The sequence below is a fragment of the Enterobacter sp. 6722112 genome (assembly GCF_058661685.1).
Window position 1 is genome coordinate 2,392,686 of record NZ_JBZWGR010000007.1, and the last position, 16,254, is coordinate 2,408,939.

A 16,254-nucleotide genomic window follows, 5' to 3' on the forward strand; every position below is an offset into this window, starting at 1 on the left:
ATTATAACTTTCAACAATACTAATCTGTGTGCGACTGATGGCCCTAAAAACACCCCAAATTACGCCGACACGAAAGATCGTTGTTCGTACGGTAAGCCAGGCTCTGCCCCGTGCACATTATCAGCGTTGTCCCCAGTGCGATACGCTTTTTATGTTGCCGAAGATGAAATCGCACCAAAGTGCTTTTTGTCCTTGCTGCGATGCCAAAATTCGCGATGGCCGGGACTGGTCATTGACGCGCCTGGCAGCAATGGCGGTCACCATGCTGCTGCTGATGCCCTTCGCCTGGACCGAGCCGCTGTTAAAGCTCTACCTGCTTGGCGTGCGTATTGACGCTAACGTGTTGCAGGGGATCTGGCAGATGACGCGCCAGGGCGATCCGCTTACGGCCGCCATGGTGCTGTTCTGCGTCGTCGGCGCGCCGTTGGTGCTGGTCGCGGCAATTGCCTACCTGTGGTTTGGCAACATTCTGGGGATGAACCTGCGCCCTGTCCTGCTCATGCTGGAAAAGCTCAAGGAGTGGGTGATGCTGGACATCTATCTGGTAGGCATTGGCGTGGCCTCCATCAAGGTGCAGGATTATGCGTTTTTACAACCCGGCATTGGCCTTTTCGCGTTTATTTCACTGGTCCTGCTGAGTATTTTGACCCTGATTCATCTCAATGTTGAACAGCTTTGGGAGCGATTTTACCCGCAGCGCCCCGCGACCCGGCCTGATGAAAACCTGCGAGTCTGCCTGGGCTGCCATTACACCGGTTTTCCGGATAAACGCGGGAGGTGCCCACGCTGCCACATTCCGTTAAGATTGCGACGCAACTACAGCCTGCAAAAGTGCTGGGCGGCGCTAATCGCCTCCCTGGTATTTTTGTTCCCGGCCAACATGCTGCCGATCTCCGTAATTTATGTGAACGGCGCCCGTCAGGAAGATACTATCCTTTCGGGGATTATCTCTCTGGCGCACAGTAACGTGGGGGTCGCCGCCATTGTTTTCATCGCCAGTATTCTGGTGCCCTTTACCAAAGTGGTGGTGATGTTTACGCTGCTTATTAGCATTCACTTTAAATGCGAACAAGGACTACGCACCCGCATCCTGCTTCTGCGATTTGTGACCTGGATTGGTCGCTGGTCGATGTTGGATCTGTTCGTGATTTCGCTGATGATGTCGCTCATCAATCGCGATCAGTTACTTGCTTTTACCATGGGACCCGCAGCTTTTTATTTCGGCTCTGCGGTGATATTGACTATTCTTGCAGTGGAATGGCTGGACAGCCGCTTACTTTGGGACGCACATGAGTCAGGAAACGCCCGCTTCGCCGACTGAAGCGAGAATTAAAACAAAACGCCGCATTTCGCCATTCTGGTTGCTGCCTGTCATCGCGCTGATGATCGCAGGCTGGCTTATCTGGACGAGCTATGAAGATCGCGGAAGTACCATCACGATTGATTTCCAGTCTGCGGACGGCATTGTCGCCGGACGTACCCCCGTTCGCTTCCAGGGGGTGGAAGTGGGTACCGTGCAGGATATTTCCCTTGGCAAAGGGCTGAACAAAATCCAGGTCCGGGCGAGCATTAAGTCTGATATGCAGGATGCCCTGCGCGCCGAAACGCAGTTCTGGCTGGTCACGCCTAAAGCCTCCCTGGCCGGCGTTTCCGGGCTGGATGCGCTTGTGGGCGGTAACTATATCGGCATGATGCCCGGCAAAGGTGAGCCACAGGATCACTTTGTTGCGCTGGATACCCAGCCGAAATATCGGCTGAATAACGGCGATTTGATGATCCATCTCCGCGCGCCGGATTTGGGCTCGCTGAACAGTGGTTCTCTGGTCTATTTCCGCAAAATTCCGGTAGGCCGCGTTTACGACTACGCCATTAACCCGAACAAAGATGGCGTGACCATTGATGTACTCATCGAGCGCCGTTTTACCAACCTGGTGAAAAAAGGCAGCCGCTTCTGGAACGTCTCAGGCGTCGATGCTGACCTGAGCTTAAGCGGTGCGAAAGTGAAGCTTGAGAGCCTGGCGGCGCTGGTGAATGGCGCTATCGCCTTCGACTCACCTGCTAACTCCAGCCCTGCCGCCGCAGAAGATACCTTTGGCCTGTACGCCGACCTGGCGCACAGCCAGCGCGGTGTCATCGTCAAGCTGACCCTGCCGGATGCCAAAGGCCTGAAAGCCGGTTCGACCCCGCTGATGTACCAGGGTTTAGAGGTCGGGCAACTGACAAAATTAACCCTCAATGCGGGCGGTTCCGTTACCGGCGAAATGACGGTGGATCCGAGCGTGGTGGATCTCCTGCGGGAAAAAACGCGCATTGAACTGCGTAATCCGAAGCTCTCCCTCAGCGACGCCAGCATCAGTTCTCTGCTGACGGGAAGCACCTTTGAGCTGATCCCCGGCGAAGGTGCGCCGAACAAAAACTTTGTTATCGCGCCGGCAGATAAAGCCCTGCTGCAAAAACCGGGCGTGTTGACGGTTACGCTGAATGCACCGGAAAGCTACGGTATTGAAGCCGGGCAACCGCTGATCCTGCACGGTGTGCAGGTGGGCCAGGTCCTCGAACGTAAGCTGTCGGAAAAAGGGGTCTCCTTCTCCGCCGCCATCGATCCGCAGTACGGCAACCTGGTCCACGGCGACAGTAAATTTGTGGTTAACAGTCGGGTCGACGTGAAGGTGGGTCTGGACGGGGTTGAGTTCCTCGGCGCCAGCGCCAGTGAGTGGGTTAACGGCGGGATCCGCATTCTGCCGGGCAGCAAAGGTGCGCTGCGCGAAAGCTATCCGCTGTTCGCCAATCTGGACAAAGCCATTGAAAATAGCCTTGGCGACCTGCCAACCACCACGCTGACCTTAAGCGCTGAAACGCTGCCGGATGTCCAGGCAGGCTCCGTCGTGCTTTACCGTAAGTTTGAGGTGGGGGAAGTGATTACCGTTCGTCCTCGTGCGGACGCGTTTGATATCGAACTGCATATCAAGCCGGAGTACCGCAAGCTGCTCACGCCAAACAGCGTGTTCTGGGCTGAGGGTGGCGCGAAAGTGCAGCTCAACGGCAGCGGGCTGACCGTACAGGCATCGCCTCTCTCCCGTGCCCTGCGCGGTGCGATCAGCTTCGATAACCTGAGCGGCGCCGGCGGCAACATGCGTAAAGGTGACAAGCGGATCCTCTTCCCGTCCGAAACCGCGGCGCGCGCGGTCGGGGGGCAGATTACTCTGCACACCTTTGATGCCGGTAAACTGGCAGAAGGCATGCCCATCCGCTATCTCGGCATTGATATCGGGCAGGTCCAGAAGCTGACGCTGATCACCGCGCGCAACGAAGTGCAGGCGACCGCCGTGCTTTATCCGGAATATGTGCAGACGTTCGCCCGGGCAGGCTCGCGCTTCTCGGTAGTTACGCCGCAAATTTCTGCCGCAGGGGTTGAGCATCTCGATACCATACTTCAGCCGTACATTAACGTTGAACCGGGTCGCGGCAACGCACGTCGTGAATTTGAGTTGCAGGAGGCCACCATCACCGACTCCCGTTACCTGGACGGTCTGAGCATTGTGGTTGAAGTGCCGGAAGCCGGTTCGCTGGGCATCGGTACGCCGGTCCTGTTCCGCGGCATTGAAGTAGGGACAGTAACAAGCCTGACGCTGGGTAATCTGTCCGATCGCGTGATGGTCGGCCTGCGCATCAGCCAGCGTTATCAGCATCTGGTGCGCAACAACTCGGTGTTCTGGCTCGCTTCAGGCTACTCGCTGGACTTCGGCCTGACCGGTGGCGTGGTCAAAACGGGGACCTTTAATCAGTTCATTCGCGGCGGCATTGCCTTCGCGACGCCGCCTGGCACGCCTCTGGCGCCTAAGGCGCAGGCAGGTAAACACTTCCTGCTGCTGGAAAGTGAACCGAAAGAGTGGCGCGAATGGGGAACGGCGCTGCCGCGTTAATCTCGCAGGCTCCGGTGTCAACGCGCCGGAGCCTTTATGTTACACTGCGCGCCTGAATGTTTCCCTGTGGTGTGCCCGTGGCTCAAAACTCCGTATTTCTTCCCGAACAATTCCTCGCACAGATGCGCGAGGCGCTTCCAGCTCATCTCTCTTTCGACGATTTCGTTGCCGCCTGCCAGCGCCCTTTGCGCAGGAGTATTCGCGTCAATACGCTGAAAATCAGCGTCGGGGCGTTTCTGGATCTCGTCTCCCCCTACGGCTGGCAATTAACGCCAGTGCCGTGGTGTGAAGAGGGTTTCTGGATCGAACGGGATGACGAGGAGAGCCTGCCGCTCGGCAGCACCGCCGAGCACCTGAGCGGGCTGTTTTATATTCAGGAAGCCAGCTCCATGCTGCCGGTTGCTGCGCTGTTTGCCGACGGGAACCAGCCTGAGCGGGTTATGGATGTCGCGGCGGCGCCGGGCTCTAAAACCACGCAGATTGCCGCCCGGATGAACAACCGCGGCGCGATCCTCGCCAACGAATTTTCCGCCAGCCGCGTTAAAGTCCTACATGCCAATATCAGCCGCTGCGGGATCCACAACGTCGCGTTAACGCACTTCGATGGTCGCGTGTTTGGCGCTGCCCTGCCGGAAGCCTTTGATGCCATCCTGCTCGACGCGCCCTGCTCCGGCGAAGGCGTGGTGCGTAAAGATCCTGATGCGTTAAAAAACTGGTCCGTTGAAAGCAACCTGGAGATCGCCGCCACACAGCGCGAACTGATCGACAGCGCGTTTCATGCCCTGCGCCCAGGCGGGACGCTGGTTTACTCTACCTGCACGCTGAATCGCGATGAAAACGAGGACGTCTGCCTGTGGCTCAAGCAACGCTATGCGGATGCCGTCGAGTTTCTGCCGCTGGACACCCTCTTCGACTCGGCCAGTCATGCGGCCACGCCTGAAGGCTTCCTGCATGTCTTCCCGCAGATTTACGATTGCGAAGGCTTCTTTGTTGCCCGTCTGCGTAAAACCCGCGCCGTCGATCCTTTGCCTGCCCCTAAGTTTAAGGTCGGCAACTTCCCGTTCACGCCGGTCAAAGGCCGTGAGGCGGCACAGGCGCAAGCGGCTGCGAGCAAAGTCGGTCTGCACTGGGATGAGAGCCTGCGCCTCTGGATGCGTGACAAAGAGCTGTGGCTGTTCCCGGTCAACATCGAACCGCTGATTGGTAAGGTGCGTTTCTCCCGCCTCGGTATTCGCCTGGCGGAGATCCACAACAAAGGCTATCGCTGGCAGCACGAAGCGGTCATTGCGCTGGCCGGCAGTGAGAACACCTTTGCCCTGACGCATCAGGAAGCGGAAGAGTGGTATCGCGGTCGTGACGTTTACCCGGAAGACGGCCCCTCACAGGATGAAGTCATCGTGACGTATCAGGGCTATCCGCTGGGGCTGGCGAAAAAAGTCGGCTCGCGGCTGAAAAACAGCTATCCGCGCGAATTGGTACGCGATGGCCGCCTGTTTACCGGTAACAACCGCAGCGCCTGAAAAAAAGCGCATTTTTTTACTGGCGATTTCGCTCTCCTTGTCTAGGATCAAAAATGGGTGACTGCACTGGTCATACCAGATTTTGGGCAACAAACCGGAGAGCATTATGACGAAAACCAGCGTACGCATTGGCGCTTTTGAAATCGACGACGCTGAATTGCGCGGCGAATCACAAGGCGAACGAACGTTAAGTATTCCCTGCAAATCCGATCCGGATTTGTGCATGCAGCTGGACGCCTGGGATGCAGATACCAGCGTCCCGGCGATCCTTGATGGGGAACATTCCGTTCTGTACCGTGAGCATTACGACAGTAAAACCGATGCCTGGGTCTTGCGTCTTGCCTGACCCAAAGAGAACCCGCCCGAAGGCGGGTTATTTATTACTGAAGCTGCGCCAGCGTCAGAAAGCCCCCGAATACTGCCCCCGTATCAATGTAGTGCAGATTGTTAAAATCGTAGCGTTTGTCCACAGGCGTATGTCCAAACCAGAAGTGATCCGCACCGCTAATGCCCTGCCCTTTGCCCACCATAAAGCCCATTAACCGGTCGCGATCCCACAGCACGCGCTGGGCATCCACCGGCTTATGCCAGCCATATTCGGCGGAGGGATAATCCGCATGAGCAATCACGTTCAGACCGTTTTTGCAGGTTATTTCAATAATGTGCGGTAAGTCCCGACACGCATCGAGTAAACCCTTCGCCTGTTTTTGTTGAGCGTCCTTAAGCCCGGTAAACCAGTTACCGCCATTTATCGACCAGAGACTAAAATCATTATTTTCAAGCGCATCTAACGCCATTTGCTCGTGATTACCGCGTACCGCATAAAACCAGTTTTCCTGCATCAGCTGTAAACATTTTACGCTGTCAGGCCCGCGATCGATAATATCCCCCACCGAGATCAGCAGATCCGTATCAGGATTAAAATGCCGTCGTTTCAGCTCATCTATAAGCCACTGATAGCAACCATGAATATCGCTGACAACCCAGACATGACGCCAGTGTTCTCCCTCTATTTTCTGATACATAACGCCTCCTGTAAGAAGTATAGCTGCCACAGAAAATGTCATGAGCTGGCGTTGGATTTTGCGAATCCAAACAAACCATAAACCAGCCGGAAATAAAGATCGCTGCGCTATTAATCCCTTATTCCCTGGCCTTTAAAATAGAGCGGAATAAAAAGAGGGATTTTCACGTGTCAAACATACACCTGCAAAACGATGTTTTTTATCCGCATCGCACAAATATTATTTCTGAACTGGTGAGAGGAAAACGCGTTCCCGGCCCAATCTGGCACAAACGTGATTACCGGTTAAAGTTCCTACTGCGCTCGCTTTTATTCTGGTCCTCCACCCATCGCATGCTGGAGGCCCTGTCCGGGCGCGATGATTTCGACAGGCTGCTCACCTCTCAAATTACCTTGCCGAGCAAAACTCACCGCCAGTATCTGATGCGCGGCCTGAACTCAAACGATCGGGCCGATGCTATCGTCAGCCACTATCAGTGGATTGATAGTCTGAAAAACATCGCCCTCGCCCACGCGCTGACCAGCCCGCAAGAGGTGCCGGTTGTCCGGTTCGAGGCAAAAAACGGCGAAATCTATACCGTCCACGCCTCGTCCGCAGGTAAGGCCGAACGCGAAGGCGAAAGCACGCTTTGGCTGCACGACAATGACAATACGCTGCTTGCCAGCCTGACGTTCTGTGTCGCACGCAGTAACGGCCGTACGGTGCTGGTGATCGGCGGCCTTCAGGGTCCACGTCGTCATGTTTCACGGGAGGTGATTAAGCAGGCTACCCGTGCCTGCCATGGGCTTTTCCCGAAACGCGTGCTGATGGAGGTGATCTTCCAGCTTGCCTCACGCTCGAACATTAGCGCGATTTTTGCCGTCAGTGATGAAGGCCATGTTTTCCGCGCGCTGCGCTACCGTCTGAGCAAAGGCCGTCATTTTCACGCCAGCTACGACGAGTTCTGGGAAGGCCTGAACGGAAAGAAACTCTCCCCCTTCTGCTGGCAGTTGCCGCTCCAGATGGAGCGTAAAGCGCTGGAGGAGATTGCCAGCAAAAAACGCGCCGAATACCGTCGCCGCTTTGCGTTACTTGATGATATTGCGGCTTGCGTACAAGCGCGTATCGATCCCGCAGTGGTCACAGGCAAAAAACAAACAAAAATTTAACAAAACAGCCAAAAAGGACTGGACTTACGCCTGCCGGGTTGTGGTATGTTTGAAGCAGGCGCACAGGAAGTGAACCTTCTGCTGAGACGAAAACCGGATTTTATCGTTTATTTTCAAGAAGATAAAAAGAGACCGAATACGATTCCTGTATTCGGTCCAGGGAAATGGCTCTTGGGAGAGAGCCGTGCGCTAAAAGTTGGCATTAATGCAGGCTCAATCGCCTTGCCCTTTAAGAATAGATGACGACGTCAGGTTTTCCAGTCCACAGTAAAAGTGGTCTGAAAAAAAGCGTCAGAACATCACTAAATGTGAAAAACCGCAGAGCTTTTACAAGCACCTGCGGTTTTTTTTTACTGGAAACCTGACGGCTAGCAGAGCTTTTCAGCGCGCTCAATAAACGGTGCCAGACTCTTCTTCTGCCCGGGGTTTGCCGGGTCATCTACCTGGATCACGCTGACAGGCTGTCCGTTACTTTTCCCGCTGGCAACCTGCTGCTCCGCCACGTCATTTAACGGATACTGCACGAGCGTACTGGGATTGATGACATACAGCGCGTTACCGGGACGGCAGGTAAGCATGACTTCTTCACGATTAAATGCCCAGTTGTCCTTACCCACTTCAAACCGGCTGACGGTGATGACCTGCGGCGCGGCTAACGCACTGCTGGCACAGGTGAGAAGTAAAAGAGAAAGCAGTATCTTTTTCATATGTTATTTAACCTTGTCAGAAGGGTTCCCAGGTCGCGAACAGGCTGACGGCCGCCAGTACCAGCGCGCCCAGCACCACCTCTGCCTGTGTCATCCTGATAAAAATCTGTTGTTCCCGCCCGGCCTCCGGGCGAAAGCGTGGCACAAGAAAATACCGATTCGCCAGCGCAATTGCCACCATCATCATGACCAGCGCACATTTGAACAACAACAGCTGGACATAAGGCGCCTGCCACGGCACGTTTATGCCAACAATAAAGAGCGTATTGATTATCCCGGTCAGCAGCACGCCTGCCACGGCGTAATGCCCCACGCGGGAGAAGCGCATCATGGTAAAGATAGCGGCTGGCTGCCAGCGGCCTTTCGCCAGACGCATACAAAACAGCAGCGGCAGTAAACCACCCACCCAGGTCGCGGCGCAGAGCAGGTGAAGCGCATGGTTGAGACGATGCAACGCTCCCGGTGCGCCACCGTTCATCGCGGCATGTCCCACGCCCGCCAGCAGCACCAGCTGCCCCATCGCGAGCAGTAACAGCCGAGAGCCTTTTTGCGGGGTAAGCCATGCAGCGCCCGCCGTCACAGCGGCCAGCACCATTTGCCACAACCAGACGCCGCCAAATTGCGTTCCCAGCACGCTGCGCCAGACCGCCGGACGAATGACATCGCCCCAGCCGTTGCCCATCAACCCACTTTGCAGGCCAAACATCAGCAGAGCCGCTATCAGGCTGATTAAGGCCGCGAGTTTCTGCTGCCGCTGGAAACGCCGGGTCATGAGGCGCTGCAACGAAGACGGCGCAAACCAGACGCTGTAGAGCGCGTTGCCGAAAAGCAGCATCAGCGCAGCAAAATGGATAAAGCGTAACGCGACGTAGCTCAGGGTCAGCATGCTATTTCACGCTAAAGTGATAGCTGCCTTTGGTTTTGTGGCCATCCACGGAGACCACATGCCAGTCCACCGTGTAGGTGCCGGACGTCAACGGTTTCTCAAGAGGAACAATCAGCTTTGCGTTATCCTTCTCGTCACGCTTCACCGCGCCGGTCTGGATCTTGTGCTGCTGTGCGTCCGTCACCACCACGCCGCTGAAGGCAGGCTCAATGCCTTCCGAGAAGTTCAGGGTAATGACCTCTGGTGCCACCGCAACGGTATTTTCCTGCGGGGATTGCTGCTTAAGATGCGCATGGGCCAGAACTGAGGGCGTGATGGCTGAAGAGAGCAGAAATGCCAGCGCGCACGCGACACGGGAAGGGGTAAAATGCATCACAATCATTCCTTTTCGTTATGCCTGAATGCTAAAGAATAACTCTGTATAATTAACGAGTCGAGGAACATCCTTTGCTCCCTTGTCATCGTTGAACAATCGCGGTAACGTTGCCGCCGCAGAAAAAGGAGAAGGAAATGAACGTTAATCTGGCCGCCCTTCCTCAGGACGAGATGGACAAAGTGAATGTCGATCTCGCCGCCGCGGGGGTCGCATTCAAAGAGCGTTACAACATGCCCGTCGTGGCTGAAGTGGTAGAGCGTGAACAACCCGCGCATCTGCGCGACTGGTTTCGCGAACGTCTCATTGCGCATCGCCTCGCCTCCGTCAATCTCTCGCGCCTGCCGTACGAACCTAAAGTTAAATAAGCTTAACGTCTCGTTACACTTCCTTACGCGTTATGTGGCAGGATAAGAAAACCCTGATAAATTTAGGTGTAATCTTAAAATCCCAGCGACTTAGTGTATAAGGAAGTCACGATGTCACGATGGAATATTGCCGCGGCTCAGTATGCCCCGCGGCACAACTGTGTTGATGAGCACGTAAAACATCACCTGTACTTTATTGCCGAGGCTGCCTGGCATGGGTGCGATTTGATCGTCTTTCCGGAGCTTTCGCTTATCGGCCCAGGCGGAACATCCTTACCCCCACCCCCTGACGATTTGCAGCTTGCCCCCCTCCTTCACGCCGCCCAGTCACGTTTCATCACGGTGATTGCTGGTATTACACTCCAGCAACACGGCCAGCGCCAGAAAGGACTCGCGCTTTTCACCCCTAACCTGTCGACCATCCGGCGTTATCCGCAGGGCAACGGTGCGGGTGTTATTCCTGGCGATAAACGGTTAACCATCGTGGATAACCAGGCTGACGCCCCGGAACTGGACCCGGAGGCAACGCTGTTCACCAGCAGCCTGGCCGTGGGCGAGCATCGCTGGCGGCAATCCATCGGTTCGTTACAACGCTTCGCGCACAAGTACGCCATCGCGGTATTAATGGCGAACGCGCGCGGCGGTAGCGCGTTATGGGATGAAAAAGGTCAGCTGATCGTACGTGCCGATAAGGGAGAACTGCTGCTAACCGGTTCTTTAGGCCAACAGGGTTGGCAAGGCGATATCATTCCATTAGGCTAGGCATTTTTGGATCAGGAGCGATCAATGCTGCGCGTTATCGATACCGAAACCTGTGATTTGCAGGGTGGAATTGTGGAAGTCGCTTCTGTCGACGTGATTGACGGAAAGATAGTCAACCCCATGAGCCATCTGGTGCGCCCGGATCGACCCATCAGTGCGCAGGCGATGGCGATACATCGCATTACGGAATCGATGGTGGCGGATAAGCCGTGGATTGAAGAGATCATCCCTCTTTACCACGGTAGCCAGTGGTATGTGGCCCATAACGCCAGCTTTGACCGCCGCGTGCTGCCGGAGATGCCCGGCGAATGGATTTGCACTATGAAGCTGGCGCGCCGTCTGTGGCCGGGGATCAAATACAGCAATATGGCGCTGTATAAGTCGCGCAAACTCAGCGTGCGGACGCCGGAAGGGCTGCATCATCACCGCGCTCTTTACGACTGCTACATCACCGCAGCGCTCCTGATTGATATCATGAATACTTCCGGCTGGACGCCAGACGATATGGCGACCATTACCGGGCGCCCCGCGCTACTGACCACCTTTACGTTCGGAAAATATCGCGGGAAGCCAGTATCGGAAGTGGCGGACAAAGATCCGGGCTATCTGCGCTGGCTGTACAACAACCTCGACAGAATGAGCCCGGAACTGCGCCTGACGCTGAAGCATTATTTAGGCGAAGCCTGAGTCCCCGCCCGGCCTGGCAGCGTATCCTGCGCCAGGCCAATCAAAAAGGCGTACTCCAGCGCCACCCCTTCATAGGATTTAAATCGCCCTGATTTCCCTCCGTGCCCCGAGTCCATATCGGTACACAGCAGCAGCAAATTATCGTCAGTTTTCAGCTCACGCAACTTCGCCACCCATTTCGCGGGCTCCCAGTACTGTACCTGGGAATCGTGCAGGCCGGTGGTCACCAGCATATGCGGATAGGCTTTCGCCTCGACGTTATCGTACGGGCTGTACTCTTTCATGTAGCGATAATAGGTTTCATCCTGCGGGTTCCCCCACTCCTCAAACTCCCCGGTGGTCAGTGGAATGGACTCATCCAGCATGGTCGTCACCACGTCCACAAACGGCACCTGGGCGATAACGCCTTTAAACAGTTCAGGCCGCTGGTTGATCACGGCGCCCATAAGCATGCCCCCGGCGCTGCCCCCCATGCCAAAGCAGAGCTGCGGATCGCCATAACCCTGCGCGATCAGCGCATCGCAAACATCAAGGTAGTCATTAAAGGTATTTTTCTTTTTGAGAAATTTTCCGTCTTCATACCAGTGCTGACCCAGCTCGCCGCCGCCGCGAATATGGGCAATCGCATAAACAAAACCGCGGTCGAGCAGGCTCAGCCTGCTGCTGCTGAAATCGGCGTCCATGCTGGATCCATAGGAGCCATAGCCATAGACGAGGATGGGGTTTTTACCTTTGTTGAAGTGCGCCTTGTGATAGACGAGCGACACTGGGACTTCAACGCCGTCGCGTGCGGTCACCCACAGGTGCTCACTGCGATAATTTTCCGACTCAAAACCCCGGACCTCAGCCTGTTTAATCACCTGACGCTGCCCGGTGTCCATATCCAGTTCAAACAACGTATCCGGGGTGGTCATCGACGAATAGCCGTACCGCAGGCGGGACGATTCCGGTTCCGGGTTAAAGCCGATCCACGTTACGTAAGCCGGGTCATCGAACGCAATGCCCACCACTTCGCGGGTTTTGCGGTTGATTTGGCGGATACTGGTCAGTCCGCGCTGACGCTCTTCCACCACCAGCCAGTCGGTAAACAGGGTGAACCCCTCCAGCATCGCCTGATCGCGCGCGGGAATTAACACTTCCCATTTGCGTTCATCGCGCACTTTGGTTTTATAAAGGCCAAAGTTTTTGCCCTCGCGGTTCGAACGCAGGTAAAAGCTGTGCTGGAAGTGATCCAGGCTGTACTCATGATCTTTACGGCGCGGCAGGAAGCACAGAGGCTGCGCATCCGGCAGCTCTGCATCCAGCAGCAGCACTTCTGAGGTGGTGGCGCTGGAGAGGAAAATGATCACGTAGTGGCGAGACGACGTTTTGTGCAGGCTGACATAGAACGTCTCATCTTTTTCCTCATACACCAGTTCATCGTCGGCGGAATCGGTCCCCACCGTATGACGCCAGACCTGATAAGGCAGCAGCGTTGAGACATGCTTTTTAACGTAGTAGACCGTTTCTGAATCGTTACCCCAGACGAAATCGGGGGAGACATTATCCAGCATTTCGGGATACCAGTTTCCCGTTTCAAGATTGCGGAAACGCAAACCGTACTGGCGGCGGGAGAGGTAATCCTCAGCCAGCGCCATAATGGCGTTATCGGGGGAAATGGACATGCCGCCCAGCGTATAAAACTCACTGTGGGCCGCACGTTTGTTTGCATCCAGCAGGATCTCCCATTCATCCCACTCGGCGCTCAGCACAGACTGGCGCTGGTAGATGGGATATTCGTTTCCCGGCTCATAAATATGGCGATAGCGATAACCGTTTTTGCACCACGGGGCAGAGACATCACGCTGGGGGATACGCTGCACCATTTCCTTCAGAAGTTGATCCTGAAGCGCCTGCTGGCTGGCCATGACCTGGCGGCCATAGTCGTTTTCCTCGTGCAGATAGTCCAGCACTTCTGGCCGGGAACGAGAATCGTCCCGCAGCCAGTAGTAGTTATCGATACGCGTATCGCCATGCGTGGTGATCGCATAAGGAGTACGTCGGGCTTTTGGAGGCATGGCATTCTTACTTTTTCGTTTTACATCCTATAAGGTTGGCAAAACACGCGTATGATGCAAGCGAAACATGGCCTTCTAGCCCACGAGGGTCTGCTTCTGCTGCTGAATATCCTGCTCAATTCCCTCACGAACGTCCTGTGGGATCTTCAGCGCATCGCCCAGGGCGTTCAGGTAGCTGCGCTCCATAAAGTGATCGATATCGATGGCGGCACAGCTCAGAAAATAGAGTTCCAGCGCCTCTTCTTCGTTTTTCACGCTTTGCGCCAGACGCTGCGGGTCAAGCGGCTGTTCGATGGCCTGCGCCACCAGCGCCCTGCCCTGCTCCTCAACGCCCGCTTCCCGCATCTGCTGTTCAATTGCGGCACGTTCACTGGCATCAATATGCCCGTCGCTCTTGGCCGCAAAGACCAGAGCGAGGATCAGCCGCTCGGTGCGTAAATCTAACGGCGATACCTGCTTCCCGTATTGCGGTTCATCCTGATGCGCGCTGCGCACCTTGTCTTTGTATTTGTTCCATAAGACGGAGCCTGCAATAGCCCCTCCGCCCGCCAGCAGCGCGCCGGTACCGTATTTGGTAAGCAGTTTCCGCGATGATTTATTGGCAACCAGCAAACCGGCCAGCCCGCCGAGCGCACCCGGCACCAGCAGCTTGCTCAGACCCTGCTCGCCCGACGACGAGCCTTTTTGTCCCAACAGGGATTGCAGTTGATTCATCCAGCCTGACATATTTTTCCTCACGTAACAGTGCGTAACCTTCACAGCCTAAGCGAGCGGGTGTCAGGAAATGTCTGTCAGTGCTAAAGAAGCGCAAATTTCCCCCCTGTCCGGTTATCCCCATACAAGACAGACGCAAACGTTTTCGTTTATACTGCCCGCATCTTTTTCAGGGGGATTTTTATGACTCGTTTAGGAACCGCGCTGCGTCCCGCCGCGACGCGCGTCATGCTGTTGGGATCGGGTGAACTGGGTAAAGAAGTGGCCATTGAATGCCAGCGTTTAGGTGTGGAAGTGATTGCGGTGGACCGTTACGCGAATGCGCCCGCCATGCACGTCGCGCATCGCTCGCACGTCATCGATATGCTTGACGGTAATGCGCTGCGGGGGTTAATTGCCGACGAAAAACCGGATTTCGTGGTACCTGAAATTGAGGCCATTGCCACTGAGATGTTGATTGCCCTTGAACAGGAAGGCCAGCGCGTGGTGCCCTGCGCCACTGCGGCAAAACTGACCATGAACCGGGAAGGCATTCGTCGCCTGGCGGCAGAAGAATTACAGCTCCCGACCTCCAGCTACCGTTTTGCCGGGGATAAAGCTGCGTTTCTCCAGGCCGTAGAGGAGATTGGCTACCCGTGCATCATTAAGCCGGTAATGAGCTCCTCCGGCAAAGGGCAGAGCTTTATCCGCGACAGCAGCACGCTGGACAACGCCTGGGACTATGCCCAGCAGGGCGGCCGAGCCGGGGCCGGGCGCGTCATCGTGGAAGGCGTGGTAAAGTTTGATTTTGAAATTACCCTGCTCACCGTCAGCGCCGTGGATGGCGTTTATTTCTGCGACCCGATTGGTCATCGCCAGGAAGACGGCGATTATCGCGAATCCTGGCAACCGCAGCAGATGAGCGAGCTGGCGCTGGCACGCGCACAGGAGATCGCCCGCAAGACGGTGCTGGCGCTGGGCGGCTACGGCCTGTTCGGCGTGGAGTTGTTTGTTTGCGGCGACGAGGTGATCTTCAGCGAAGTCTCCCCTCGTCCGCACGATACCGGGATGGTTACGCTGATTTCACAGGATCTCTCCGAGTTCGCGCTGCACGTACGCGCTTTCCTCGGCCTGCCGGTTGGCGGCATCCGTCAGTACGGCCCGGCAGCCTCGGCGGTGATCCTGCCGCAGCTGACCAGCCAGAATGTCACCTTTGATAACGTCGAAGGTGCGGTTGGCGCAGGCTTGCAGGTCCGGCTGTTCGGCAAACCGGAGATCGACGGAAGCCGTCGTCTGGGCGTGGCATTAGCGACCGGGGAAAATGTGGACGAAGCCGTCGCGAGAGCAAAAAGAGCGGCTGCGAACGTCAGCGTAGCAGGATAAAAAAACGGGCCGAAAGGCCCGTTTTAACTGTCTGGCTGGCCGGGTTAGGCGCAGCCGACACCCGGCAAACAAACTTACTGTTTCGCGCCTTCTACCGCTTCGCGAGCCAGTTTAGTGATGCGATCCCAGTCGCCTGCTTCCAGCGCATCCGCCGGAACCAGCCAGGAGCCGCCGATGCACAGCACGCTTTTCAGCGCCAGATAGTCACGGTAGTTGGCCGGAGAGATGCCGCCCGTTGGGCAGAAACGCACCTGGGAGAATGGGCCCGCAATGGCCTGCAACGCTTTGGTGCCGCCGTTCGCTTCAGCCGGGAAGAATTTGAACTCTTTCAGGCCGTAGTCCATGCCCAGCATCAGTTCAGAAACGGTGCTGATACCCGGGATCAGCGGAATAGAACCTTCGGTTGCGGCTTTCAGCAGCGGCTCAGTCAGCCCCGGGCTGATGGCAAACTGTGCGCCCGCTTCGGTCACTTCCGCCAGCTGCTGCGCATTCAGAACCGTACCTGCACCGATGATCGCTTCCGGCACTTCTTTGGCGATAGCGCGGATCGCATCCATCGCACAGGCCGTACGCAGGGTCACTTCCAGAACACGAACGCCACCCGCAACCAGCGCCTTCGCCATTGGGACAGCGTGCTCCAGTTTGTTTACCACAATAACCGGCACGACAGGGCCAGTGGTCAGGATTGCTTCTGCACTTGTTTTCCAGTTTTTCATCAGAGT

At 56.0% G+C, this 16,254-nt stretch carries 17 protein-coding genes; 10 read left to right on the top strand and 7 right to left on the bottom strand.

The features are described 5' to 3' along the window. Positions 1-37 precede the first annotated feature (37 nt). The 4 genes from yebS (at position 38) to AC4OVU_RS12950 (ending at position 5,789) form a co-directional block, all read left to right on the top strand. Positions 38-1,321 carry a membrane integrity lipid transport subunit YebS gene (gene yebS / locus AC4OVU_RS12935; RefSeq protein WP_047728099.1) on the top strand — a complete coding sequence of 428 codons (1,284 nt, stop codon included), beginning with the start codon at positions 38-40 and terminating at the stop codon, positions 1,319-1,321. Then, complete coding sequence (locus AC4OVU_RS12940; protein WP_017693254.1) at positions 1,290-3,923, top strand: PqiB family protein; 2,634 nt, start codon at positions 1,290-1,292, stop codon at positions 3,921-3,923. Before yebS ends, AC4OVU_RS12940 begins: the two co-directional genes overlap by 32 nt. Before the next feature lie 56 nt (positions 3,924-3,979). Further along, the gene (gene rsmF / locus AC4OVU_RS12945) at positions 3,980-5,443 is read left to right on the top strand and encodes a 16S rRNA (cytosine(1407)-C(5))-methyltransferase RsmF (RefSeq protein ID WP_017693253.1); all 1,464 of its coding nucleotides are present in this window, start codon (positions 3,980-3,982) and stop codon (positions 5,441-5,443) included. Positions 5,444-5,549: 106 nt separating this feature from the next. Next, positions 5,550-5,789 carry a YebV family protein gene (locus tag AC4OVU_RS12950; RefSeq protein ID WP_003859885.1) on the top strand — a complete coding sequence of 80 codons (240 nt, stop codon included), beginning with the start codon at positions 5,550-5,552 and terminating at the stop codon, positions 5,787-5,789. Between the two features lie 34 nt (positions 5,790-5,823). Here the strand turns inward: AC4OVU_RS12950 and pphA are convergent, their stop codons facing one another. Next, positions 5,824-6,468, bottom strand: a complete 645-nt coding sequence (pphA, locus tag AC4OVU_RS12955; RefSeq protein WP_017384338.1) for a protein-serine/threonine phosphatase — start codon at positions 6,466-6,468, stop codon at positions 5,824-5,826. A gap of 167 nt (positions 6,469-6,635) precedes the next feature. Here pphA and AC4OVU_RS12960 point away from each other — a divergent pair, with 167 nt between their 5' ends. Both AC4OVU_RS12960 and AC4OVU_RS12965 read left to right on the top strand, forming a co-directional pair. Continuing rightward, positions 6,636-7,616, top strand: a complete 981-nt coding sequence (locus AC4OVU_RS12960) for a VirK/YbjX family protein (protein WP_045341271.1) — start codon at positions 6,636-6,638, stop codon at positions 7,614-7,616. 45 nt (positions 7,617-7,661) lie between these two features. Beyond that, positions 7,662-7,859 (top strand): hypothetical protein, encoded by a 198-nt coding sequence (locus AC4OVU_RS12965; RefSeq protein WP_032669636.1) that lies wholly within the window; start codon positions 7,662-7,664, stop codon positions 7,857-7,859. 125 nt (positions 7,860-7,984) lie between these two features. On the opposite strand, the gene AC4OVU_RS12970 is transcribed toward AC4OVU_RS12965, so the two are convergent. The 3 genes from AC4OVU_RS12970 to yobA are packed head-to-tail and all read right to left on the bottom strand — an operon-like array spanning position 7,985 to position 9,582. Then, the gene (locus AC4OVU_RS12970; protein WP_110292679.1) at positions 7,985-8,323 is read right to left on the bottom strand and encodes a YebY family protein; all 339 of its coding nucleotides are present in this window, start codon (positions 8,321-8,323) and stop codon (positions 7,985-7,987) included. Between the two features lie 16 nt (positions 8,324-8,339). Continuing rightward, positions 8,340-9,209 (bottom strand): copper homeostasis membrane protein CopD, encoded by an 870-nt coding sequence (gene copD, locus AC4OVU_RS12975; RefSeq protein WP_017693249.1) that lies wholly within the window; start codon positions 9,207-9,209, stop codon positions 8,340-8,342. A gap of 1 nt (position 9,210) precedes the next feature. Continuing rightward, a complete protein-coding gene (gene yobA / locus AC4OVU_RS12980) occupies positions 9,211-9,582 on the bottom strand; it encodes a CopC domain-containing protein YobA (protein WP_017384342.1) in 372 nt (123 codons plus the stop codon). A gap of 137 nt (positions 9,583-9,719) precedes the next feature. On the opposite strand from yobA, the gene AC4OVU_RS12985 reads away from it, so the two are divergent. The 3 genes from AC4OVU_RS12985 to exoX all read left to right on the top strand — a co-directional run bounded on the left by AC4OVU_RS12985 (position 9,720) and on the right by exoX (position 11,399). Then, positions 9,720-9,950: a DNA polymerase III subunit theta gene (locus tag AC4OVU_RS12985; protein ID WP_003859784.1), complete on the top strand. Its 231-nt coding sequence runs from the start codon at positions 9,720-9,722 to the stop codon at positions 9,948-9,950. A 111-nt stretch (positions 9,951-10,061) separates the two neighbouring features. After that, complete coding sequence (locus AC4OVU_RS12990; RefSeq protein ID WP_110292680.1) at positions 10,062-10,712, top strand: carbon-nitrogen hydrolase family protein; 651 nt, start codon at positions 10,062-10,064, stop codon at positions 10,710-10,712. A 24-nt stretch (positions 10,713-10,736) separates the two neighbouring features. Continuing rightward, complete coding sequence (gene exoX / locus AC4OVU_RS12995; RefSeq protein ID WP_015570288.1) at positions 10,737-11,399, top strand: exodeoxyribonuclease X; 663 nt, start codon at positions 10,737-10,739, stop codon at positions 11,397-11,399. Here exoX and ptrB read toward each other — a convergent pair. Further along, a complete protein-coding gene (ptrB, locus tag AC4OVU_RS13000; protein ID WP_110292681.1) occupies positions 11,381-13,456 on the bottom strand; it encodes an oligopeptidase B in 2,076 nt (691 codons plus the stop codon). The genes exoX and ptrB overlap by 19 nt on opposite strands. A gap of 75 nt (positions 13,457-13,531) precedes the next feature. Further along, a complete protein-coding gene (locus AC4OVU_RS13005) occupies positions 13,532-14,182 on the bottom strand; it encodes a tellurite resistance TerB family protein (RefSeq protein ID WP_015570286.1) in 651 nt (216 codons plus the stop codon). Between the two features lie 171 nt (positions 14,183-14,353). Here AC4OVU_RS13005 and purT point away from each other — a divergent pair, with 171 nt between their 5' ends. Further along, positions 14,354-15,532 (top strand): formate-dependent phosphoribosylglycinamide formyltransferase, encoded by a 1,179-nt coding sequence (gene purT, locus AC4OVU_RS13010; RefSeq protein WP_045341277.1) that lies wholly within the window; start codon positions 14,354-14,356, stop codon positions 15,530-15,532. A 74-nt stretch (positions 15,533-15,606) separates the two neighbouring features. On the opposite strand, the gene kdgA is transcribed toward purT, so the two are convergent. Further along, the gene (kdgA, locus tag AC4OVU_RS13015) at positions 15,607-16,248 is read right to left on the bottom strand and encodes a bifunctional 4-hydroxy-2-oxoglutarate aldolase/2-dehydro-3-deoxy-phosphogluconate aldolase (protein WP_003859774.1); all 642 of its coding nucleotides are present in this window, start codon (positions 16,246-16,248) and stop codon (positions 15,607-15,609) included. Positions 16,249-16,254 lie beyond the last annotated feature (6 nt).

Bases quoted from the DNA above. Each gene is read 5' to 3' on its own strand.
- yebS (WP_047728099.1), top strand. From the start codon at position 38: ATGGCCCTAAAAACACCCCAAATTACGCCGACACGAAAGATCGTTGTT.
- AC4OVU_RS12940 (WP_017693254.1), top strand. From the start codon at position 1,290: ATGAGTCAGGAAACGCCCGCTTCGCCGACTGAAGCGAGAATTAAAACA.
- rsmF (WP_017693253.1), top strand. From the start codon at position 3,980: ATGTTTCCCTGTGGTGTGCCCGTGGCTCAAAACTCCGTATTTCTTCCC.
- AC4OVU_RS12950 (WP_003859885.1), top strand. From the start codon at position 5,550: ATGACGAAAACCAGCGTACGCATTGGCGCTTTTGAAATCGACGACGCT.
- pphA (WP_017384338.1), bottom strand. From the start codon at position 6,468: ATGTATCAGAAAATAGAGGGAGAACACTGGCGTCATGTCTGGGTTGTC.
- AC4OVU_RS12965 (WP_032669636.1), top strand. From the start codon at position 7,662: ATGTTTGAAGCAGGCGCACAGGAAGTGAACCTTCTGCTGAGACGAAAA.
- AC4OVU_RS12970 (WP_110292679.1), bottom strand. From the start codon at position 8,323: ATGAAAAAGATACTGCTTTCTCTTTTACTTCTCACCTGTGCCAGCAGT.
- copD (WP_017693249.1), bottom strand. From the start codon at position 9,209: ATGCTGACCCTGAGCTACGTCGCGTTACGCTTTATCCATTTTGCTGCG.
- yobA (WP_017384342.1), bottom strand. From the start codon at position 9,582: ATGCATTTTACCCCTTCCCGTGTCGCGTGCGCGCTGGCATTTCTGCTC.
- AC4OVU_RS12985 (WP_003859784.1), top strand. From the start codon at position 9,720: ATGAACGTTAATCTGGCCGCCCTTCCTCAGGACGAGATGGACAAAGTG.
- AC4OVU_RS12990 (WP_110292680.1), top strand. From the start codon at position 10,062: ATGTCACGATGGAATATTGCCGCGGCTCAGTATGCCCCGCGGCACAAC.
- exoX (WP_015570288.1), top strand. From the start codon at position 10,737: ATGCTGCGCGTTATCGATACCGAAACCTGTGATTTGCAGGGTGGAATT.
- ptrB (WP_110292681.1), bottom strand. From the start codon at position 13,456: ATGCCTCCAAAAGCCCGACGTACTCCTTATGCGATCACCACGCATGGC.
- AC4OVU_RS13005 (WP_015570286.1), bottom strand. From the start codon at position 14,182: ATGTCAGGCTGGATGAATCAACTGCAATCCCTGTTGGGACAAAAAGGC.
- purT (WP_045341277.1), top strand. From the start codon at position 14,354: ATGACTCGTTTAGGAACCGCGCTGCGTCCCGCCGCGACGCGCGTCATG.
- kdgA (WP_003859774.1), bottom strand. From the start codon at position 16,248: ATGAAAAACTGGAAAACAAGTGCAGAAGCAATCCTGACCACTGGCCCT.